The organism is Aquibacillus halophilus, assembly GCF_009649745.1.
GTDB classification, from domain to species: Bacteria; Bacillota; Bacilli; order Bacillales; family Amphibacillaceae; genus Aquibacillus; species Aquibacillus halophilus.
In genome coordinates this window covers 138,098-159,834 of sequence record NZ_WJNG01000011.1, presented here as the reverse complement: position 1 = coordinate 159,834, position 21,737 = coordinate 138,098, and the positions used below count along the sequence as shown (strand labels likewise).

Annotated in this window: 20 protein-coding genes; 16 read left to right on the top strand and 4 right to left on the bottom strand. The window is 36.9% G+C overall.

Features of this window, described 5'->3' with window-relative positions; all coding sequences use genetic code 11:
* Positions 1-36: 36 nt before the first annotated feature.
* The gene (locus tag GH741_RS13935; protein WP_153737387.1) at positions 37-822 is read left to right on the top strand and encodes an ABC transporter ATP-binding protein; all 786 of its coding nucleotides are present in this window, start codon (positions 37-39) and stop codon (positions 820-822) included.
* A 127-nt stretch (positions 823-949) separates the two neighbouring features.
* On the opposite strand, the gene GH741_RS13930 is transcribed toward GH741_RS13935, so the two are convergent.
* Positions 950-1,315, bottom strand: coding sequence for a DUF2512 family protein (locus GH741_RS13930; RefSeq protein ID WP_153737386.1), 366 nt, complete (start codon positions 1,313-1,315; stop codon positions 950-952).
* A 228-nt stretch (positions 1,316-1,543) separates the two neighbouring features.
* Between GH741_RS13930 and GH741_RS13925 the strand changes: the two genes are divergently transcribed.
* From GH741_RS13925 to GH741_RS13855, 15 genes are all read left to right on the top strand, one after another.
* A complete protein-coding gene (locus GH741_RS13925; RefSeq protein ID WP_170287634.1) occupies positions 1,544-2,530 on the top strand; it encodes a sodium:calcium antiporter in 987 nt (328 codons plus the stop codon).
* Positions 2,531-2,561: 31 nt separating this feature from the next.
* Positions 2,562-3,011, top strand: coding sequence for a GNAT family N-acetyltransferase (locus GH741_RS13920; RefSeq protein WP_153737384.1), 450 nt, complete (start codon positions 2,562-2,564; stop codon positions 3,009-3,011).
* 256 nt (positions 3,012-3,267) lie between these two features.
* Positions 3,268-3,621: a DUF1360 domain-containing protein gene (locus tag GH741_RS13915; protein WP_153737383.1), complete on the top strand. Its 354-nt coding sequence runs from the start codon at positions 3,268-3,270 to the stop codon at positions 3,619-3,621.
* A gap of 433 nt (positions 3,622-4,054) precedes the next feature.
* Positions 4,055-4,726, top strand: coding sequence for a lysozyme family protein (locus GH741_RS13910; RefSeq protein ID WP_240795503.1), 672 nt, complete (start codon positions 4,055-4,057; stop codon positions 4,724-4,726).
* Positions 4,727-4,909: 183 nt separating this feature from the next.
* Positions 4,910-5,848 carry a nucleoside hydrolase gene (locus tag GH741_RS13905; protein WP_153737382.1) on the top strand — a complete coding sequence of 313 codons (939 nt, stop codon included), beginning with the start codon at positions 4,910-4,912 and terminating at the stop codon, positions 5,846-5,848.
* 13 nt (positions 5,849-5,861) lie between these two features.
* Positions 5,862-6,809 (top strand): nucleoside hydrolase, encoded by a 948-nt coding sequence (locus GH741_RS13900; protein ID WP_153737381.1) that lies wholly within the window; start codon positions 5,862-5,864, stop codon positions 6,807-6,809.
* A 20-nt stretch (positions 6,810-6,829) separates the two neighbouring features.
* The gene (locus GH741_RS13895) at positions 6,830-7,804 is read left to right on the top strand and encodes an AraC family transcriptional regulator (protein WP_338079448.1); all 975 of its coding nucleotides are present in this window, start codon (positions 6,830-6,832) and stop codon (positions 7,802-7,804) included.
* Between the two features lie 129 nt (positions 7,805-7,933).
* Positions 7,934-9,337, top strand: coding sequence for a rhamnulokinase (gene rhaB / locus GH741_RS13890; protein ID WP_153737379.1), 1,404 nt, complete (start codon positions 7,934-7,936; stop codon positions 9,335-9,337).
* A gap of 17 nt (positions 9,338-9,354) precedes the next feature.
* Entirely contained in the window at positions 9,355-10,608 is a 1,254-nt protein-coding gene (gene rhaA, locus GH741_RS13885) for an L-rhamnose isomerase (protein WP_153737378.1), read from the top strand.
* A gap of 213 nt (positions 10,609-10,821) precedes the next feature.
* Positions 10,822-11,664 carry a rhamnulose-1-phosphate aldolase gene (rhaD, locus tag GH741_RS13880; RefSeq protein WP_153737377.1) on the top strand — a complete coding sequence of 281 codons (843 nt, stop codon included), beginning with the start codon at positions 10,822-10,824 and terminating at the stop codon, positions 11,662-11,664.
* Between the two features lie 174 nt (positions 11,665-11,838).
* The gene (locus GH741_RS13875) at positions 11,839-13,908 is read left to right on the top strand and encodes a bifunctional aldolase/short-chain dehydrogenase (protein ID WP_153737376.1); all 2,070 of its coding nucleotides are present in this window, start codon (positions 11,839-11,841) and stop codon (positions 13,906-13,908) included.
* A gap of 112 nt (positions 13,909-14,020) precedes the next feature.
* Positions 14,021-14,785: a DeoR/GlpR family DNA-binding transcription regulator gene (locus GH741_RS13870; protein ID WP_338079455.1), complete on the top strand. Its 765-nt coding sequence runs from the start codon at positions 14,021-14,023 to the stop codon at positions 14,783-14,785.
* Positions 14,786-14,869: 84 nt separating this feature from the next.
* The gene (locus GH741_RS13865) at positions 14,870-15,595 is read left to right on the top strand and encodes a (Fe-S)-binding protein (protein ID WP_153737374.1); all 726 of its coding nucleotides are present in this window, start codon (positions 14,870-14,872) and stop codon (positions 15,593-15,595) included.
* Entirely contained in the window at positions 15,595-17,040 is a 1,446-nt protein-coding gene (locus tag GH741_RS13860) for a LutB/LldF family L-lactate oxidation iron-sulfur protein (protein WP_153737373.1), read from the top strand. The genes GH741_RS13865 and GH741_RS13860 overlap by 1 nt, the downstream gene beginning before the upstream one ends.
* Positions 17,021-17,740: a LutC/YkgG family protein gene (locus GH741_RS13855; protein ID WP_153737372.1), complete on the top strand. Its 720-nt coding sequence runs from the start codon at positions 17,021-17,023 to the stop codon at positions 17,738-17,740. The genes GH741_RS13860 and GH741_RS13855 overlap by 20 nt, the downstream gene beginning before the upstream one ends.
* A gap of 136 nt (positions 17,741-17,876) precedes the next feature.
* Here the strand turns inward: GH741_RS13855 and GH741_RS13850 are convergent, their stop codons facing one another.
* From GH741_RS13850 to GH741_RS13840, 3 genes are all read right to left on the bottom strand, one after another.
* Positions 17,877-18,677, bottom strand: coding sequence for an SDR family NAD(P)-dependent oxidoreductase (locus GH741_RS13850; RefSeq protein ID WP_153737371.1), 801 nt, complete (start codon positions 18,675-18,677; stop codon positions 17,877-17,879).
* A gap of 113 nt (positions 18,678-18,790) precedes the next feature.
* Positions 18,791-21,397 carry a bifunctional acetaldehyde-CoA/alcohol dehydrogenase gene (adhE, locus tag GH741_RS13845; RefSeq protein WP_153737370.1) on the bottom strand — a complete coding sequence of 869 codons (2,607 nt, stop codon included), beginning with the start codon at positions 21,395-21,397 and terminating at the stop codon, positions 18,791-18,793.
* A 57-nt stretch (positions 21,398-21,454) separates the two neighbouring features.
* The gene (locus GH741_RS13840) at positions 21,455-21,682 is read right to left on the bottom strand and encodes a hypothetical protein (RefSeq protein ID WP_153737369.1); all 228 of its coding nucleotides are present in this window, start codon (positions 21,680-21,682) and stop codon (positions 21,455-21,457) included.
* Positions 21,683-21,737 lie beyond the last annotated feature (55 nt).

The following is a 21,737-nucleotide window of genomic DNA, read 5'->3' as shown; positions in this document are numbered from 1 at the left end:
AATTATGAGATAATGTTGGAGATGAGGGGGATGACAATGGTACTTCATTTAGAAAATGTTTCATTGATTAGAGAAGGTAAGTGGATCTTAAAGGATATTAATTGGAAAATAAATAAAGGTGAAAATTGGGTTCTTTTAGGATTGAATGGTGCAGGAAAAACGGCGTTATTACATATGTTATGTGCTTATTACTTTCCCTCTAAAGGAAATGTAACCGTACTAAAGAAACGGTTTGGAAAAGATCCACTTGGGGAGGACCTTCGTAAAAGAATTGGAATCGTGTCCTCAACATTACAAGATAGAATATACGGGGAAGACAGCGCTTATCAAATAGTTTTAAGTGGAGCATTTGCGTCAATAGGGCTTTATCAGACTCCAACAAATGACATGAGGGAAAGAGCAAAACAGTTGTTGAAAGAATTAGGATGCTTTGACTATGCTAACAGAAGCTACCGAACCCTTTCTCAAGGGGAAAAACAACGTGTTTTAATAGGTAGAGCTTTAATGGCTAACCCGAAATTTTTAATCCTGGATGAGCCGACGATAGGTCTTGATTTTATCGCTCGCGAACAATTATTGGAGGCAATAGATCGTATAGCGAATTACCCTAATCCACCGTCAATACTTTATGTGACCCATCATATTGAAGAAATCTTACCTTGTTTTGACAAAACGCTTCTTCTAAAAGAAGGTGGTGTCTTTGCATCTGGGCGAACTAGCGAATTATTAACGAAATCCACGCTGACTAACTTTTTTGAAGTACCTGTAGATATTGAGTGGCACAGGGATCGTCCATTACTATCCAAAACAAGATTTTCCTAACGGTAACTACGTTAATTCAAGTTACTAATACAAACGTTAGCTAATAACTTTACCAAAATTTAAAAATGTCCAGCATAAACTGGACATTTTTAAAAGTAGATAATGTATATAATTTAGTGGATCGGGACTATTGAGTAGTAGTTGGCTCTTTCTTCGTTTGACCGTTTTGTACTAACCACCGATGTTGAACGATTTCTGTCACACCTAATAGTACTGATGTTAATACTGCACCCCAGAAGGTCACGTAAGTATTAACAAAAAAGATGGATACGTAGTAAACAATAATTATGGAAGCAACAAGATCCATAAAGGTACTAAACACTACAGTTTTTTCATTTAGAAGTAAAAGTTCCATTAAATGTCCGACAAAAGCTAGTAATACTCCAAGAATAATTGGTTGGTACCAATAGCCAAAGTCTACATTAGGAAATAACATCCATGCAATTATTATAGTTATTGGACAAACAACTAATTTGATTAGTAATCCTGTCATAATATATCGCTCCTTTTTAAAATATCATCCCCAAATAAACAATTAGTATGAAAAAAGTTAATATCGATTCTTTAGTAAAAGATGCAAATTTCAGTTGATGTTTAGATTACAAAACTGGAACTTAAGTTACTTCTATTTAGAACAAAGAGATTAATTTTGTTTTAAATTGTTTTTAATATTTCTTATTAGGGAATGTTAGTATTTCATCGATGGAAAGGAGTTGTTATTTTGCTACCCTACGTTGCCTTTACTATTGCTGCTCTTGTATCAATCTTATCGGCTATAAAGTTATCTACCTATGCTGATTTGATTAGTAAACAGACCAGATTTACAGGGTTTTTAGTAGGGACTATGCTATTGGCAGTAGCAACATCCTTGCCAGAGTTAACTACGACAGTGTCTGCGGCTGCTATTGGAAATGCGGATATCGCAATAGGGAATGGTCTAGGAAGTATTCTTTTCAACCTATTTATATTGTTTGCAATGGACTTGATTTTTTATAAAAAGCGAATATTTTTAGAAGGTACCCAAAATCAAATGTTTCCAGGTTTGCTTTGTGTGGTGTTACTTTTGGTAGTATTTTTTTCTCTGTGGTTTGATTCAAATGTAGAAGTACTAGGAATTGGATTAACAAGCATTATTATTTGCGCTACGTATGTCGGAGGATTATGGTTAATCTCTCGCAAACAAAAAGGGGAAACCAGTTCAGAAGAGACGCAAGAATCAAGCGAAAAACAGGCCGGTTCTTTGCGTAAGATAGTAATCCGGTTTGGACTATTTGCAATACTAATTCTTATTTCAGGAAGTGTATTATCAATTGCTGGTGATTCAATCGCTAGGAATACTGGTATTAGCTCAACCGCTATTGGAAGCTTCTTGGTTGCAGCCGCTTCGTCATTTCCTGATGCGGTCAGTGTTTTTGTTGCTTTAAAGGTTCTAAACATAAATTTGGCAATTGGGACTTTATTGGGAAGCAATTTATTTAATATCCTCGTTTTATGTATCGGTGATATTTTCTTTAGATCTGGAAGTATTTGGGTTGCAGCAGAGGATAAGCATATGTTAACAGCTGGTATCGGAGTGCTATTAACAAGTGCTGTAATCCTTATAGTAAGGCGAAAAACCGCCAGAACTCAATTATGGTACTTGGCGCCTTCTTTTTTAGTTATTACCAGTTATGTTTTATTTGTAATAGTCATCTGGTCTTTACCTTGATAGCACGGTAACTAGTGGTTGGAGGAATAATATGATCATTGCACTTAACCAAAAAGAAGAATATATTGCGAAGTTAATTCTTGAAATCCAACTACCTGCTTATCAGTTAGAAGCGGATTTGATAAACTTCAGTGGTATTCCAGCATTAAGGGATACAGTCCAAACAATTATGGATAGTGATGAGACATTTATGGGGTTTGAGAAGGCGGGCGAGTTGCTAGGGGTTGTATCTTATATTCAACATAGTGGGTATGTGGAGATATGTAGATTGATAGTAAAACCATCAAATTTTGGTCTAGGAGTTGGTCAATCGATGGTTAGGTATGTTCTAGACAGTGTTAAACCAGGTGAAAGAGTAATTGTTTCAACTGGAACGAAAAACTACCCGGCGAAGAATTTATACAATAAACTTGGTTTTAAAGAAACTGAGGAAAAAAAAGTATCCCCAGGTTTCACAATCACATCATTTAAGAAGGAGTAATATACAGGGGGCTATCGGACTAACTGTGGTTCTCTATTTTTTTGTGAGATTAGCTAAAGGTGAGAAATAATTTCAGATTATCAACAATAAAAAATGAAATATTATCAACACAACATCTAAAACTAACGTCACTTCCCTTCAATAATGAACAAGATACTTCCGATTAAAACTTTATAAGGAAATAATATATATTTTTTTACCCCTTCTTCATTAGTTGAATAGAATAGATTATCAACATTCAATTGGGGTGGTAAATATGATTACTTGGTTTAATTTTATTTTATTGGGATTAGCTACCTTTCGCTTAACAAGATTAGCAGTTTATGATGATATCACTAGATTTCTAAGGGCTCCTTTTCATGAAATTGAGGAAGAAGAGAATGAGGATGGTTCTGTAGATGAAATTTTGTATATAAAGGGAAAAGGAGTCCAAAAATTTATAGGAGAAATGTTAAGCTGTCAATGGTGCACAGGTATCTGGAGTGCAACCATCATTTTCGTTGGTTATACGCTGTTTCCTTTTATGTTTATTCCTTTAATAATTATCTTATCGCTAGCAGCAGTCGGATCCATCATTCAATTAGTAACAAATTACTTTTCGGTGGATTAAAGAGTAAACACCCTAGATTAGAGATAACTAGGGTGTTTTTGAAAGATATTATTCAGTAGCTTTCTTTTTTCTTCGTCTGCCAGTTCCACATCTGCAACCGGCTCTTCTTCTTTTTGGCTTTTTGGTTATTGTACTTGAATTAGAATCATTTTTATCAGACATGTTATCACCTCTTATATAAATAAAAGCAATTGGAAAGCTGTTGTATATTTGCTATACGGCTATACATCTTTATATGCAATTGCTTCTTCTGTGGTCAGGGCTATTGTCAAAGCTTTAAATAAATCCGCTAGTTAATCAATAATATAAGCAGGTAAGTTTGAAATCTATTGAATCAAACTAATAGTTTAAGAGATAATATAGATAACTACTTGAAAAGAGTAATCAATTAGATTCTTTAAGAAACACTTCATAACTAATAAGGATGGAATGGATGTCAAACTATAAAGGTGTTAAAAATAAATCATCAACAATTAAGTCTCTATCTTTAACAATTGGATTACTTGTTATAACAATGACACTAGTTTCTTTTTTAGCTCACGGTCAATTAACGATACCTACAAATAAACAAGAAACCCCAGAGTTATCACAAAAAGTAAAAGATTACAGTCCAATCGTAGAAAAACATCTTAGTGAAGCTGGAAAAGAAGAATACACTAGTGTGGTATTGGCATTAATGATGCAGGAATCCGGTGGCAGAGGTAATGATCCAATGCAAGCATCGGAAAGCTACTGTGGAGAAATAGGATGCATAGATAAGCCGGCATTATCAATAAAGCAAGGAGTAGCCTATTTTATTAAAGTGTTAGAAAAAACAAATGGTGATGTGAAATTGGCTTTACAATCGTATAATTTTGGGGAAGGGTTTATTCCCTATGTGAAAGAACGTGGTGGGCAATACACAGAAGAGTTAGCAATAGACTTTTCAGCTAAAATGTATGAGGAATTAAAACATAAAAACATATATAGTTGTATTCGTGAAGAATCGGCTCAACACAACGCATGCTACGGTGATATATTATATGTTGAAGCAGTATTAGCCTATTATCCAAATGCGGTGACCTATGTTGATGGCGATTCAGTACAAGTAACATTAGATAACTAAAGATTATCGAGTCAATTTTTTTTCGAGAGTTCTTATAAAAGGAAATAGCACAATAGATTATCGCTTTAAATAATTTATTCAACTGCGTCTGCTTTTCTAAACACCACAAAATGTAATATAGTTAAAATAGTATGGAGATACCTATAATATATACAAAATCAATTAGCATAGAGGAGATCAATAATGACAAAGAATGTTTATTTTAATCATGATGCAGGTGTAGATGATCTTGTATCCTTATTTTTACTTACACAAATGAAAGACATTAAATTAACTGGTGTATCTATTATTCCGGCTGATGGGTATTTAGAGCCAGGAACAAATGCTAGCAGGAAAATTCTTGACCGTTTTAATGCTTACGAAGTAGAAGTTGCTAAATCTAATTCTCGTGGTGAGAATCCTTTTCCTAGCGATTGGAGATTGCACACGTTTACCGTTGATGCACTACCTATATTGAACGAAAGTGGGAAGATGGAGACATCTGTAAGTGTGCTACCAGCACATCTACATATGATTGAAAAAATTAATAATACCAAGGAAAAAACAACACTCCTATTCACAGGGCCATTAACAGACCTTGCCCGTGCCTTGGATGAAGCTCCAGAGATAGAAGATAAAATAGAAAAATTAGTTTGGATGGGTGGTACATTTCAGGAAGTGGGAAATGTACAAGAACCTGAACATGATGGAACAGCCGAATGGAATGCATATTGGGACCCGTATGCTGTTCAAAGAGTTTGGGCAAGTGGATTAGAGATTGATATGGTTGCATTAGAAAGCACACAACAAGTTCCGTTAACTTTAGATGTAAGAAATAAATGGGCGTCAGAAAGAAAATTCGAGGGTGTAGATTTCCTTGGTCAGTGTTATGCTGCTGTTCCGCCTCTAGTACATATGGAAACAAATTCTACTTACTATCTATGGGATGTATTAACAACTGCAGCTGTTGGCAAACCTGAATTAGTTACATCCAAGCAAGTTAAGAGTACGGTTTGGACAGAAGTACCTAGCCAAGGGAAAACAGCAATTTCGGATGACGGGCGTTCAGTAAATGTTGTTTATGATGTACTAGCGGAAGACTTCTTTAATTATATAACGGATTTAGCAAAACAAATTAAATAGGTGGTGCCCTGGAATGAAGAAAGTGATTATTGATACTGATACAGCTGGCGATGACACCATTGCTATTTTAACTGCTCTTCACTTTTTTGATGTAGAAGGGATAATGATTACCGGTGGGAATGTACAATTCGAACAACAGGTGGAAAATGCGTTGTACACTGTCGAGGTTGCTGGTAAATCGGGTAAAGTTCCTGTTTACAAGGGACATCAGGGGCCGTTTTTACAGCTTGGACAATCTCAGCATCGTACTGTTGAAGATGTCCATGGTTCTGATGGAATGGGTGGAGCAAATTTTCAAAAGACTATTCAACGTCCTGAAACCATTCACGCTGTGGATTTTTTGATCGAGGCGGTTCATGCCAACCCTGGGGAAATAACGTTACTTGCCATCGCGCCATTAACAAATATAGCCATGGCGATTAAGAAGGATCCAACTATTATTTCTAAAATAGGAGACCTTTATATCATGGGTGGGACAAATAATCACTTAGGGAATATTACACCTGCTGCTGAATATAATTTTTATGTGGATCCAGAAGCTGCCAGAATTGTACTTAATTCGGGAATTCCAATAACAATGGTTGGATGGGAGATGTGCACCAAATACTCAATTATGACTGAAGAGGACCATGAGGATATTGAAATGCTTCAAACGAAAGGTTCAGATTTTTTTGTGGCTGTTAATAAGGTTGTGAAGCATTTCAATCAAAAAGTCCATAAATTAGATGGTACCACACATCCGGATACATTATTGATGGCGGTGGCAGCCAATGAATCGATTATGACAAGATGTGGTAATTACTACGTTGATGTTGAAACTAAAGGTGAGTTCACCAGAGGTTATAGCGTGGTAGATATCAATAATCGTTTAGGGGAAAAGAAAAATGTACGAGTATGTGAAGAAGTTGACAGGGATGCATTCAAGAAAATACTCCTGGACGTATTAAAAGATATTAAATAATTTAAGGGATGGAGAATTCTGTGACTAGCCTTCTGGATAAATTAATTGAGATAACTGAAGAAGAAAGAATCATCCTACAACAAGGTCAAGAAGTCAGAAAAGACATTTATACATCCCAATCTAATTTTGTTATTGAAAGTGAAAAATTTTTAAATCAAGATAAAATGATTATGATAAGAAAGCATACACGCTTTGTCGATTTTCCTAAGCATAAGCATAACTATATAGAAATCAACTACGTATATCACGGCGAGCTTGAGCAAAAAGTAGGCACTGAGGGTATTGTTCTGAAACAAGGAGAGCTACTACTTTTAAATCAATACATTGAACATGAAATAAAGGCTTGTCAGCATGATGATATTGTTATTAACTTTATAATTCAACCACAATTCTTTGACTATATTTTTACATATTTAAGTGGTGACAATATAGAAAATAATATCGGTGATTTCTTAATTAATAGTCTATTTAATCAGACACAACGAGGACAGTTCTTATATTTTGCTGTTTCTGAGGTTAAGATCATTCAAGAATTAGTTCATAAAATTATTATGGAAATCATGGAACCTTCCTTGTTATCAGAGTCAACGGTTAAATTATATATGGGCTTGTTAATGATTGAATTGATAAAGCACTCAGACAAAATTGAAAAACAAGATCATAGCTTCATTCAACACCAATTAATAATGGAATCTTTAAAGTATATTGAGGAGCATTTCAAGGATGCTTCCTTATATGAATTAGCAGGTCAATTGAATCAACCGCATTATTGGTTAAGCAAAAATATTAAGAAGGTTACTAGCCGAACGTTTAAAGAGTTATTACAGGAAAAGCGTCTTCGAGAAGCGAAAGACTTGTTAAGAAGCACGGACATTTCAATAACCTCAATTGTTGAGCAAGTCGGTTACGATAATATTAGTTACTTTTATCGTATTTTTAAAACAAAATATGGGCTCACCCCAAAGAAATATCGAGAGCAGCTTATTAATCAGTAGAGATTAATAAGCTGCTCTTTTTTGATTAATTGCAAATAAGGACAATAAAAAGATAAATTGCGTTATGTTAAAAAGAGTAGATATCTATTAAAATAGTAACAGAAAACGCTTTCATTGAGAGGTGATAAGATGAACAAATGTAGTTTAGCAGTTGATATAGGTGCTTCTAGTGGTAGATTAATTGCTGGTTATCTGGAAGGCAATCAGCTAAAACTTGAAGAGGTTTATCGGTTTGAAAACAAGCTTATTAAACACAACAACCACTATTGTTGGGATATAAAGTCCTTGTTCCAAGAAATAAAGGATGGTATTCATCAATGTCTGGAAAAAGGACTTCAGCCTGAGAGCATTGGAATTGATACGTGGGCGGTTGACTTTGTTTTATTGGATGAATTTGATCAGCTACTTACCGATGCTATTGCTTATCGTGATTCAAGAACAGACGGAATGATGGAAGAAGTCTTTGAGATAATCAGTAAGGAAAGGTTATATCTAGAAACGGGCATTCAATTCCAAAAATTTAACACCATTTATCAGTTGTATTCTATTAAGAAAAGTAATCCTGAAATCTTGAACAAAACAAAGTCTTTTCTTATGATTCCGGATTATTTTAACTTTTTGTTAACTGGAAAAAAAGCAAACGAATACACCAATGCCACATCGACCCAATTAGTTAATGCTTTCACAAAAAAGTGGGATAAGGACTTATTGGATCAGTTAGGGATTAATAAAGAAATGTTCCAAGAGATTAAACCACCTAAGACAGAACTTGGAACATTAAGAGAAGAGCTCGTAGCTGAATTTGGATTTGATATGAAGGTATTACTACCAGCAACCCATGATACAGGTTCTGCGGTGGTTTCAGTTCCAGAGGAAGACGATACGATATACATCAGCTCAGGCACGTGGTCATTGATTGGTGTTGAAAATAGTTTTCCGATCTGTATTACAAAAGCATTGGACTATAATTTCACTAACGAAGGCGGCTTAGACTATCGTTATCGCTTTTTGAAAAACATCATGGGATTGTGGATGATTCAAGAGGTGAAAAGGAATTATGATGATCAATACAGCTTCGCTGAATTAGTCGACCTAGCAAATCAATCAACTGGATTTTGGTCCAAAGTAAATGTGGACCATGATCGTTTTCTGCTACCGGATAACATGATTGAAGAGATCCAAAAATATTGCGAGGAGACGGAGCAACAGATTCCTACTACGCCAGGTGAAGTAGCAAAATGTGTCTTTGATAGTTTGGCAGTTAGTTACCAAACAGCTATTAACCAAATTGAAGAAATCTATGAAAAAGAATTTAAAAAAATCAATGTCATTGGTGGAGGCTGTCAAAATGAAATGCTAAATCAACTGATTGCCGATACGACAAATAAAGAAGTATTAGCTGGACCTGTGGAAGCAACAGCGATTGGCAATATTGTTTCGCAATTAATGACGCTAGGTGAATTAACCGATATCAGTGAAGCCAGAAAGATGATTAAACACTCTTTTGAGATTAAACAATTTGTAAATAAGTAGAAATAGGAGGAACAATAATGTCAGTAAATGAAAATTACCAAAGAGCTAAAAAGGACTATGAAAAATGGGGTATAGATGTTGATCAAGTACTGGAAAAACTGAAAAGTGTTCCGATTTCGATTCACTGTTGGCAAGGGGATGACATTGGGGGATTTGAAACGAACCAACAAGAATTGTCAGGCGGAATTGATGTAACAGGAAACTATCCTGGAAAAGCAACAACACCTAAAGAGCTTAGAGGAGATTTAGAAAAAGCACTTTCACTTATCCCTGGCAAGCACCGTGTCAATCTACATGCGATTTATGGTGAAACAGCCGGAAAAGTAGTAGAAAGAGATCAATTAGAACCGAAACATTTCCAGAATTGGGTTAACTGGGCAAAGGAACATGGACTAGGATTAGATTTTAATCCAACTTTATTTTCACACCCGAAGGCAGATGATGGACTGACTTTATCACACCCGGATAAAGAAGTCAGAGACTTTTGGATCAGACACTGTATAGCTAGTCGTAAAATTGCAGCCTATTTTGGTGCAGAGTTAGGAACACCAGCACTTACAAATATCTGGATTCCAGACGGGTATAAAGATATTCCAAGTGATCGCTTGACTCCAAGAAAGAGATTAAAAGATTCACTAGATGAAATTTTTAAAGTGGAAATTGATGAAAAATATAATATCGATGCCGTAGAAAGTAAACTGTTTGGTATCGGGTCGGAAGCTTATGTAGTTGGGTCTCATGAGTTTTATATGGGCTACGCGCTTAAAAACAATAAACTGTGCTTACTAGATACTGGACACTACCACCCTACGGAAGTTGTATCCAATAAGATATCAGCTATGCTGCTTTATAGCGATAAACTAGCATTACACGTATCCAGACCAGTAAGATGGGATAGTGACCATGTTGTTATTCTTGATGATGAGCTACGTGAGATAGGATTAGAAATTGTTCGTAATGATGCGCTTGATAAAGTAATGATTGGTCTTGATTTTTTTGATGCAAGTATTAATCGTGTGGCGGCTTGGACAATCGGAACGCGCAATATGATTAAAGCGTTGTTATATGCGATGCTTGTACCAAATGATTATTTGAAACAGCTACAAGAAGAAGGTAACTTTACTGAGAGACTTGCTTTAATGGAAGAGTTTAAAACCTATCCATTCGGTGCTATTTGGGATTACTATTGCGAGCAAACGGGGGTGCCAGTAAGAGAAGCGTGGTTGGAAGATATACAAAGCTATGAAAAAGAAGTATTATCAAAACGATAAAGTAGGAAAGCCTAGTGATTTTATGATCACTAGGCTATTTTTTCGTCGAACAAGACATGGATAAGTCACATAAAGTACACAAATCAACATAAACAAAAATTGTTTTTTTGTTTATGTTGATTTGTTTGATGTTCAGTTGTAATATGGAGTTAGATAATTCAACACTTCACAAACTATTAAAAAATTATTTAATACCTGAGAGGGCGAAGAAAAATGAAAATCATTCAAGAGGTTCAAAATGATTTATTGGTGTTAGAGGCTCCGTTCGTCAAGGAAATGATGGATATAACATATAGCATGTGGAAGTTTGGGTGGGATGAACGTAATGGAGGAAACATAAGTTACCTGCTCAAGGAAGAGGAAGTTAGACATTACCTAGATACTGATCGGGTATTACGTACTGTTCCACTTGACTTTCCGGTAGTAGAACTTGCGAATAAATTCTTCATTGTTACAGGATCTGGGAAGTATTTTAAAAATGTAAGATCTAACCCTGCTGAATGTCTTGGTATTCTTCGTGTAAGTGGTGATGGAAATAGTGTTGAGCTGTTATGGGGACTAACTTGTGATGGAAAACCAACTAGTGAACTTTCTTCTCATTTTAGGAGTCATATCGTTCGCCTTGGTAAAGATCTGAATCACCGTGTGATTATGCATAATCACGCAACCAATATTATTGCCATGACTTTTACACATGAATTAGATGAGAAGAGTTTTTCAAAGACTTTATGGAAAATGTGTACCGAATGTATCGTGGTATTTCCTGAAGGGGTTGCTATATTACCTTGGATGGTTCCTGGTACAGATGAAATAGGAATGGAAACAGCTGATAAAATGAATGATTTTCGCTTGGTCGTTTGGCCACACCACGGTATTTTTGGTGCAGGTCAAACCATTGATGAGGCTTTTGGCTTAATTGAAACAGCTGAAAAGGCTGCACAGATTTATATGTTAATCAACGCCCATCATGGTGGGATGAAACAAGCAATAACGGATGAGCAACTTGTTGAATTAGCAAAAGCATTTGGTGTAGTACCAAATAAACATTTTATATAGGGTATAATTAAAAGAGGTAATGGTCTTCGGATCATTGCCTCTTTTTTTGTTTTCAATAATGTTACAATCAAAAAACAAACCTATAATCTTCTAAAAACAATATAAAAATAACTATTCAAAAATAAACAAAAGTATGTTATTCTTTATTTATCATGAATCGGGGAGGAAACAATATTGGTACAAAACAAATGGGGTAGTAATCAAACGGAAAATGAAACAGGTTTAGCTCAATTAGTCTATCGTTCTAACTTATTAGGATCAGATCGATCAGTTGCGAACTGGGGTGGTGGAAATACTTCCACCAAATCAATCGAAAAAGATTTTCGTGGTAATGACATCGAAGTAATGTGGGTCAAGGGTAGTGGTTCTGACCTTGCTACCATGAAAGCAAAAAACTTCACAGGATTAAAAATGGAAGACATCAGACCTTTGATGGAAAAAGACGATATGTCTGATGAAGATATGGTTAACTATTTAGCGCATTGTATGATAGATGCCAAACATCCGCGTTCTTCAATTGAAACATTGTTACATGCATTTTTACCTTTTAAGCATGTTGATCATACACATCCCGACGCGATTATTAGTATCGCTTGTGCGGACAATGGTAAACAAATTGCAGAAGAAATCTATGGGGATCGTTTTGTTTGGGTTCCATATATTCGTCCGGGATTTAAACTTTCTAAAATGATTGCAGAAGGTGTACAAAACCATCCTAACCCTGAATTAGTCATCATGGAAAAGCATGGCCTAGTGACGTGGGGAGAGACATCAGAAGAAAGCTATTATAAAACCATTTCTATTATTCAAGAAGCTGAAGATTATATAGAAGCAAAAGCAAAAGAGGCAACATTGTTTGGTGGAAATAAGTATGATTCGTTAGAGGAACAAGAAAGAAAAGAAATTCTGACTCAGGTCTTACCAGTTGTTCGTGGTCAAGTAAGTGACTCGAACAAAAAAATGCTGGTTACGTTTGACGACAGTGACGAAATCTTGTCGTTTGTAAATAGTAATGATGCAAACGAACTCGCCCAGGTCGGTGCCGCATGTCCAGATCACTTGGTACATACAAAGAGAGTACCTCTTTTAGTAGACTGGGATCCTAGTAGTAAAGATGTTGAGAGTTTAATAGAAAGTGTTAAAACGGCTATTACAACATTCAAAGAAGAGTATGTTGCTTATTTTGAGCGAAACAAGGCTGAGGGGGATAAGATGGTTGAGGCAGCTCCACGAGTGATTTTAATTCCAGGTGTGGGTATGCTTAACACAGGTAAAAACTGGACTGCTGCTAAAGTAAGTGAATCACTTTATCATCGTGCTGTTTCAGTTATGAGAGGATCGACTATTCTAGGCGACTTTGTTTCATTAAATGAAGAGGAATCGTTTGCCATTGAATACTGGCCGTTAGAGCTTTACAAGCTAAGTCTTGCTCCAGCTGAAGCTGACTTCTCTCGTCAGGTTGCTTTTGTAACTGGAGGAGCTGGTGGAATCGGTAGTGCCACGTGTATTCGTCTTGTTAGAGATGGTGCCCATGTTGTTGTAGCTGATATTAATTTAGAAGGCGCACAAGAACTAGCCGTGGAGATAAACGAAAAGTTCGGTGAAAGTCGTGCAATAGCAGTTAAGATGGATGTGACAAAGGAAGAAGAAGTAACTGCTGCTATAAATGAGACAGTTTTAACCTATGGCGGATTGGACATTATCGTAAATAATGCTGGTCTAGCTAGTTCAAGCCCTTTCGAGGAGACTACACTTGATAAATGGAATCTTAATATCAGTGTGTTAGTAACTGGTTACTTCTTGGTCGCTAGGGAAGCGTTCAAATTAATGAAAAAGCAAGAAATTGGCGGGAACATGGTATTCGTTGGATCGAAAAATTCGATTTACGCAGGAAAAAATGCTGCTGCATATAGCACAGCTAAAGCTGCAGAAGTTCATCTTGCTCGTACCGTTGCTGCTGATGGTGGTCAATATGGTATTCGCGTTAACTCGGTGCTTCCGGATGCAGTTATTCGTGGTTCGAAAATCTGGGATTCGGAGTGGAAGGAAGAAAGAGCTTCTTCTTATGGGATTGGTACCGACGACCTAGAAGAGCATTATCGTAAGCGTACAATTTTGAATGTGAATATTTTACCTCAGGACATCGCAGAATCCATTGCATTCTTAGCATCAGCCAAATCCGCAAAAACAACTGGATGTATGGTTACTGTAGATGGTGGAGTTGCAGCCGCATTCACTAGATAATTAAAGTCCAATTATGGGTAGGGAGTTGCTTAACTTCCTACCCATAATTATAATTAGTGTTAAAACGAGAGAGTTTATTTTAAGCTCTGACACAATGAAAGTAGGGGACGTAGTGCTTGTCGGTGAGAGACAACATAAAATAGTTGAAATTCTTAATGAACGCAAAAGTATTCGTGTATCAGAATTAAGTAACATATTCTCTGTAACTGAAGAAACTATTCGTAGAGATTTAGAAAAGTTAGAAAAGGACAAAAAGCTATCAAGGAGTCATGGTGGCGCTATTAGTGTGTCTCCAAGTGAATCGCTAGAACTTCCTTATTCAGAAAGAGAAATAACCAATGTGAAAGAGAAAAAGGAGATAGCTCTAGAAGCGGTAAAACAAGTAAATGAGGGTGATAAAATAATCCTGGATGCAAGTACAACTGCTTGGTATATGGCAAAAGCCTTGCCTAATATCCCGATTACTGTTTTGACTAATTCAATAAAAGTAGTGATGGAACTAAGTGCAAAAAAAGAAATTGCTGTTATATCAACTGGGGGGATTTTAGCTCCGGAATCGTTATCTTATGTAGGTCCGCTTGCAGAGTCGTCATTAGATAGTTATCACGTTAATAAAGCCTTTATCTCTTGTAAGGGGCTACATATAGAGCGTGGTATAAGTGAGTCAAACGAACAACAGGCACGTATTAAGAAGAAAATGATAGATATTACTGATTTGGTATATATAATGATTGATCATACAAAATTCGGGGTCCAAGCCTTCTCCAGATTAAGTAGCTTAGACAAAATTGATCATGTGATCACAGATAGCCAGATCAAACCTGGTATCATGCAACAGTTAGAAGAGAAGTCGCTTAATCTTATAAAAGTAAACTAATAAATTACAATACAGCCTATATACGAGTTTCAGGAAATTGTATAGTTATAAGACAACCAATTTTTATCCTTGGGAGGGTAGAAAATGAAAGTATCCATATTTATCACGTGTCTTGGGGATGTCTTTTATGTGAACGCTTGTAAAGCAACAGTTGAGTTATTAGAACGATTTGGTTGTGAGGTGGATTTTCCGGAAACACAAACTTGCTGTGGCCAACCTGCATACAACAGTGGTTATCGTGAAAAAACAAAAGCTACCGCAAAACACATGATTACTACTTTTGCTGATGCTGAGTATGTAGTCAGTCCATCTGGTTCATGCGCGTATATGTTTCATGAATACGAATCGATTTTTAAGGATGACCCTGTTTGGGAAGCTAAGGCAAAAGAGTTGAAGGAAAAAACATATGAGCTTACCCAATTTTTAACAGAAGTACTCGCAATTGAAGATACTGGTTCTGAATTTCATGCAAAAGCAACTTATCATACTTCCTGTCACATGACTCGACTGTTGGGAGTGAAAGATGCGCCTTTTAAACTATTAAGTCATGTTAAAGGATTGGAAATGGTAGATCTTCCAAATCGACATGATTGCTGTGGATTTGGAGGCACTTTTGCGGTAAAAATGGCACAGATTTCCGAGCAGATGGTTGATGAGAAAATTGAGCATATTGAAGGAACCGAAGCAGAAGTTTTAATTGGAGCAGATGGTGGTTGCTTAATGAATATTGGTGGGCGAATTTCTCGTCAGAATAAGCCAGTAAAAGTTATGCATATTGCCGAAATTTTGAACAGTCGGGGTGAAGTCTAATGCCGATGCACATCGGAGAAAAGGAATTTACAAACCGAATAGACAAAGGTCTTGGTGATGACTTTATGAGAGGTGCTGTTCGTTCAGCGCAAGGAAGATTGCAAACTAATCGTGCCAAAGCAGCAGAAGAACTGGGTGACTGGGAAGAGTGGCGGACGCTCGGGCAAGAAATAAGACAGCATACACTGGAAAATTTAGACTTTTATTTGCAACAGCTAAGTGAGCAGGTAGCAAACCGAGGTGGGCATGTTTATTTTGCTGAAACAGCTGATGATGCAAATCAGTATGTTAGTGAAGTAATTGCGAAGAAAAATGCTAAGAAAGTAGCAAAAGCAAAGTCCATGGTCACTGAAGAGATTGGTTTAAATGAAGTCTTGGAAGCTAATGGATGTGAAGTAGTTGAAACCGATTTAGGTGAATACATTCTTCAAATTGATGACCATGACCCTCCATCCCATATTGTTGCTCCAGCCTTACACAAGAATAAGGAGCAGATACGAGATGTATTTAAGGAGAAGCTAGGTTATACCAATTCTGAAAAACCCGAAGAACTAACGTTATTTGCCCGTGAACAATTAAGAAAAGAATTCTTATCTGCAGATGTTGGTATTACGGGCTGTAATTTTGCTATAGCAGAATCTGGATCTTTTGCGTTAGTTACAAATGAAGGAAATGCACGAATGGTTTCCACATTGCCTAAGACTCAGATAACTGTAATGGGCATGGAGCGAATTGTACCAACATGGGAAGAACTCGATGTTTTAGTCAGTCTTTTGACAAGAGCGGCGGTTGGTCAGAAGCTAACTAGTTATGTAACTGCTTTAACTGGTCCAAAGGATGAAGGTGATGTCGATGGCCCAGAAGAGTTTCATTTAGTAATTGTTGATAATGGGCGATCAAAAATGATAGGTACAGAGTTTCAAGAAGCGCTTCATTGTATTCGTTGTGCAGCGTGTATAAATGTTTGCCCAGTCTATCGCCATGTCGGAGGTCACGCCTATGGCTCTATTTATCCTGGACCAATTGGGGCGGTTATCACTCCTGTGCTTGGTGGATACGAGGATTATAAGGAGCTCCCCTACGCGTCATCTTTGTGTGGAGCTTGTACAGAAGTGTGTCCAGTTAAAATTCCTTTACATGAGCAACTAATTCTACATCGACAGAAGATTGTTGAAGAAGAGAAGAAATCGGACTTGGTAGAAAGACTAGCCATGCAAGGATTTAGTATGATAACTAGCTCCTCAAAACTATTCAATGTTTCTACTAGAATGGCCCCATTTCTTGTTACTCCATTTGTTAAAGATGGAGTGATAGTAAAAGGTCCGGGTCAAATAAAGTCATGGACGAATATCCGAGATTTACCTGTTCCACAAAAAGAGAGATTCAGAGATTGGTTTAAAAACAGGGAGAAGGGAGGAAGCAGACATGGCCAAAGGGGAAATTAAAAATAGAGAATCCTTTCTAGATACGATTGCAAACAATCTAGCTCGTCCACGGAAAACGTCTGGCGTCGAACGACCAAAGTGGAGTAATCAAGTACAATGGAATGTACTTGCCAATTATACACAAGATGAGTTACTTGATGTATTGGAAAAACAATGTGATTCAATTCATACAGACTTAGTTCGTACATCAGAAAACGATTTGTCTCAAGCTTTGCGCAATGTGATTGAAGGATTTGGTGGGAAATCTGTCATGACATGGGATGATTCTCGTTTTAATTCTTTTGGCCTTGCAGATTCCTTTCGAGCATGGAAGCAGGATGGTATTGACGTTCATAAGTGGGATGCTTCTAACGGTGATCAAAGTATTCAATTGGCCGAGCAAGCCGACGTAGGAATTACATTTAGTGACATCACTTTGGCAGAATCGGGCACTGTAGTTCTTTTCAGTGATCAAGGTAAAGGACGCTCGGTTAGCTTACTTCCGGCGACATATATTGCAATTATACCAAAGAGTACGATTGTCCCTAGAATGACGCAGGCAACAAGAGAAATTCACCAGCGGGTGGAAAATGGGGAGCGTATAGCCTCCTGTGTAAATTTCATTTCAGGGCCCAGTAATAGTGCCGATATTGAAATGAATCTCGTTGTTGGAGTCCACGGTCCGATAAAAGCAACGTATATTGTTGTCGAGGACTGCTAATTAACAATTGAAGAAATTAACAACGTAAATAACCAATCGACAACTGCTTAGTTGAGTGATTGGTTATTTATTATTTTACAAGTGGCTTTAGTTTTATGGAAAAAGAGATGGTTAATTCCAGTTCTGTGTTAGAGGATTATCTCATCACAGATCCACCAGAAATTTTTACGGATTCGCCTATGATATTAGAAGCGGCATCTGTTAGTAAAAATGCAATGGTATTGGCTACTTCTTCTGGTGAAGTAATTCGACCCGATGGAAGTTCTTTACTAGCAATTTCATACTGCTCTTTGTAACTGAGGTTCTCACGATCTGCTTTGTTCTGAATTGCTTCACGACCCATGTCAGTCTCAACATAGCCTGGGCAAACAGCATTTACTCTAACACCATGTTTAATAGCTTCTAGGGCAAAGGATTGTGTAAAACCAATAAGTGCGAACTTTGAACCGCAATATGCTGTACCTCCGTATGTCCCGCGTAGTCCTGATAAAGAAGAGACATTAACGATATTTCCTCTTTTTCGCTCCTTCATGTCTTCATACACCTGCTGTGATAATAGGACAGGCACCGTGTAATTTAAATCCATGACATCTTCTAATTGTTCTTTTGTAAGTTCCTCTACTGTATCACCACCAAATATTCCCGCTGAATTAATTAGGAGGGAAATAAATCCGTTTTCATTTGAGGAGGCTTGAATAAGCTGATTTCGTTCCTCACTGGATTTTAGGTCTGCGCGATACACAAATACTTTAGATTGTTCGTTTTTGTCTAGAATTGCTTCTTTTAACTCATCTAATTGTTTCTGTCGTCTCCCGGTAATTGTGACTTTAGCACCCATTTCAGATAATAACAAAGCAGTTTGATAACCTATTCCTCCGGTTGCCCCGGTTATTAAAGCATGCTGCCCTTTTAAAGATTGATTAGAAAAAATAGTCATTGAATAATCCCGCCTTCCAAAAATATCTCATCATAGATAATTTCCATAAATATTAAAAAAATCCTCCCTATCAAATCAATAGGGAGGAAATAAATGGAATTTAGATTATTCGGTTAGACTCCTTTAAATGCATTTCTATACACCTCTGCAAGTTCTGTTACTAATGGCAGCTTAGGGTTAGCTGTAGTGCATTGATCTTCAAATGCCCGGTCAGCCAAATAGTCAACTTTATTTTCAAACTCTTGTTTATCAACACCGTTTGCCTCAATGCTCATTGGTATATTTAGTTCCTTAGCAAGCTTAACAATTTCTTTTATTAGGCTTTCTACTCCTTCCGCAGTAGTTCTTGCAGGTAATTCTAGGGCTTTAGCAATCTCTGCATAGCGTTGGTCAGCGATAAAGTGTTCATATTTAGGAAATGCAGCAAATTTCTTCGGCTTAATAGCATTGTAGCGAATAACATGTGGTAACAGAATAGCATTTGAACGGCCGTGAGCAATATGGAACTCTGCTCCCAATTTGTGTGCAAGGCTATGGTTAATACCTAAGAACGCATTGGCAAAGGCCATTCCCGCAATGGTAGATGCGTTATGCATTTTTTCACGAGCCTTTTCATTTGATCCATCTCTATAAGCTGTTGGTAAATACTCGAATACTAGCTGAATTGCTTTTATTGCTAATCCGTCTGTGTAATCATTTGCCATAATAGATACATAAGCCTCAATCGCATGTGTTAAAACGTCCATACCAGTATCCGCAGTAACTGCTGGTGGGACAGTCATAACGAATTGCGGATCAATAATTGCCACATCAGGTGTTAATTCATAGTCTGCTAGAGGATACTTGATATTGTTCTGTTTGTCAGTAATAACTGAGAAAGAAGTTACTTCTGATCCTGTTCCAGATGTAGTAGGAATCGCGACGAATTGAGCTCGTTTGCCTAGTTCTGGATATTTATAGATACGTTTTCGAATATCTAAGAATTTTTGTTTCAAACCATTAAAGTCTGTTTCTGGATGCTCGTGGAATAACCACATACCTTTTGCGGCATCCATAGCTGAACCACCGCCAAGCGCGATAATAACGTCAGGTTGGAAAGCATCCATAGCAGCAGCTCCGCGCATAACAGTTTCTTTGGATGGATCTGGCTCCACATCAGAAAAAATTTCACAGTGAACATAATCTGGTCTTTTACGTAAGTTGTATAACACTTTATCTACATAGCCTAGTTTAACCATCATAGGATCCGTGACAATAAATGCTTTAGAAATTTTAGGCATCTTAGCTAAATATTGTACTGAATTTTTCTCGAAATATATTTTCGGTGGAATCTTGAACCATTGCATATTAACATTCCTTTTAGCCAACTTTTTAACGTTAATCAAATGAATAGCACCCACATTCGTTGAAACTGAGTTACCACCATAAGAACCACAGCCAAGTGTTAAAGAAGGCATATAGGCATTATAAATATCACCAATTGCACCTTGAGAGGATGGGGCATTAACAATTAAACGTCCAGCTTTCATTCTTCTTCCAAATTGATCGATCACTGATTGGTCTTCGGAGTGAATGACAGCAGAGTGCCCTAGTCCACCGAACTCTAGCATTTCTTCAGCGCGCTGTAAGCCTTGGTCTGTGCTGTTTACTTTATAGCAAGCAAGTACTGGGCTTAGCTTTTCACGAGAAAGTGGATGGTCAGGACCGACTCCGGTTAATTCTGCAACTAGAATTTTTGTTTCTTCAGGTACTTTTACGCCTGCCATTTCAGCAATTTTAACCGGCTTCATACCTACGATAGAAGGATTAACAGCACATGTATTTTCATTTATTACTAGCTTTTCGACTTTTGCCTTTTCTTCAGTATTTAGGAAATAACAACTGTTATCTATCATTTCTTGTTTAATAGCTTCATAGATTTCCTTGTCAATAATTACTGCTTGCTCAGAAGCGCAAATCATACCATTATCAAATGTTTTTGATAAAATCAGATCATTAACGGAACGCTTAATATTTGCTGATTTTTCAATGTAGCATGGTACGTTTCCTGGTCCTACACCTAATGCAGGCTTTCCTGAACTATATGCTGCTTTAACCATTCCTGCTCCACCAGTAGCTAGTATCAGTGAAACTCGGTCGTGATTCATTAATGCTTGTGTAGCTTCTAGTGATGGCTTTTCAATCCATTGGATACAATGTTCTGGTGCACCAGCTTTTACTGCTGCTTCATATAACACACGAGCCGATGTAGAGCTACATTTTTGTGCAGAGGGGTGAAACGCAAAAATTATCGGATTACCAGTCTTAATTGAAATAATTATTTTAAACATTGTTGTTGAGGTTGGGTTTGTTACTGGAGTTACACCTGCAATAACTCCAATAGGTTCAGCAATTTCGATGATACCATCATGCGGATTCTCATTAATAACACCGATTGTTTTATCATATTTTACATTGTGGTAGACGTATTCAGTTGCAAAAATATTCTTAATAATTTTATCTTCATAGACACCGCGACCTGTTTCTTCAACAGCTAATTTCGCTAATTGCATATGTTGGTCTAATCCCGCTAGAGCCATTTCCTTAACAATGGAATTGATTTGTTCTTGATCTAATTTTTTCATTTCTGATAAAGCAATTTTTGCATTATCGACTAACTTGTCAATGCTTCGTAATACAGTTTGCTCTTGTTCTGGTTTTCTCTCAACTTTTGTCGCCATTTAAAACCCTCCTAATATTTAATTGTGAATTAATGAGCATAAACCTATAATAGTCATTTAAACTACTGATGGGTTACGGGGGATCTTTACAAAGGATACATCCTTATACATTCTAGCTGTTGGCTTAATTATAATGACATAATTCCTAGTCCAGATATATTGTGGTATTTCCTTCGCGTCATCAATCATCATTGCTTCAAATACATCATTGATTTCTTCCTCAAAAGATTCCTTTGTATAAACGTCCGTATCTGTACCAAAATTTTTCCACTCGTATAAGATCATAATTCTCACCCCTTCGCTCTTTTTCTAATTTCATCATAACAGTTGACAGCGTTTA

Bases quoted from the DNA above. Each gene is read 5' to 3' on its own strand.
- GH741_RS13935 (WP_153737387.1), top strand. From the start codon at position 37: ATGGTACTTCATTTAGAAAATGTTTCATTGATTAGAGAAGGTAAGTGG.
- GH741_RS13930 (WP_153737386.1), bottom strand. From the start codon at position 1,315: ATGACAGGATTACTAATCAAATTAGTTGTTTGTCCAATAACTATAATA.
- GH741_RS13920 (WP_153737384.1), top strand. From the start codon at position 2,562: ATGATCATTGCACTTAACCAAAAAGAAGAATATATTGCGAAGTTAATT.
- GH741_RS13915 (WP_153737383.1), top strand. From the start codon at position 3,268: ATGATTACTTGGTTTAATTTTATTTTATTGGGATTAGCTACCTTTCGC.
- GH741_RS13910 (WP_240795503.1), top strand. From the start codon at position 4,055: ATGTCAAACTATAAAGGTGTTAAAAATAAATCATCAACAATTAAGTCT.
- GH741_RS13905 (WP_153737382.1), top strand. From the start codon at position 4,910: ATGACAAAGAATGTTTATTTTAATCATGATGCAGGTGTAGATGATCTT.
- GH741_RS13900 (WP_153737381.1), top strand. From the start codon at position 5,862: ATGAAGAAAGTGATTATTGATACTGATACAGCTGGCGATGACACCATT.
- rhaB (WP_153737379.1), top strand. From the start codon at position 7,934: ATGAACAAATGTAGTTTAGCAGTTGATATAGGTGCTTCTAGTGGTAGA.
- rhaA (WP_153737378.1), top strand. From the start codon at position 9,355: ATGTCAGTAAATGAAAATTACCAAAGAGCTAAAAAGGACTATGAAAAA.
- rhaD (WP_153737377.1), top strand. From the start codon at position 10,822: ATGAAAATCATTCAAGAGGTTCAAAATGATTTATTGGTGTTAGAGGCT.
- GH741_RS13865 (WP_153737374.1), top strand. From the start codon at position 14,870: ATGAAAGTATCCATATTTATCACGTGTCTTGGGGATGTCTTTTATGTG.
- GH741_RS13860 (WP_153737373.1), top strand. From the start codon at position 15,595: ATGCCGATGCACATCGGAGAAAAGGAATTTACAAACCGAATAGACAAA.
- GH741_RS13855 (WP_153737372.1), top strand. From the start codon at position 17,021: ATGGCCAAAGGGGAAATTAAAAATAGAGAATCCTTTCTAGATACGATT.
- GH741_RS13850 (WP_153737371.1), bottom strand. From the start codon at position 18,677: ATGACTATTTTTTCTAATCAATCTTTAAAAGGGCAGCATGCTTTAATA.
- adhE (WP_153737370.1), bottom strand. From the start codon at position 21,397: ATGGCGACAAAAGTTGAGAGAAAACCAGAACAAGAGCAAACTGTATTA.
- GH741_RS13840 (WP_153737369.1), bottom strand. From the start codon at position 21,682: ATGATCTTATACGAGTGGAAAAATTTTGGTACAGATACGGACGTTTAT.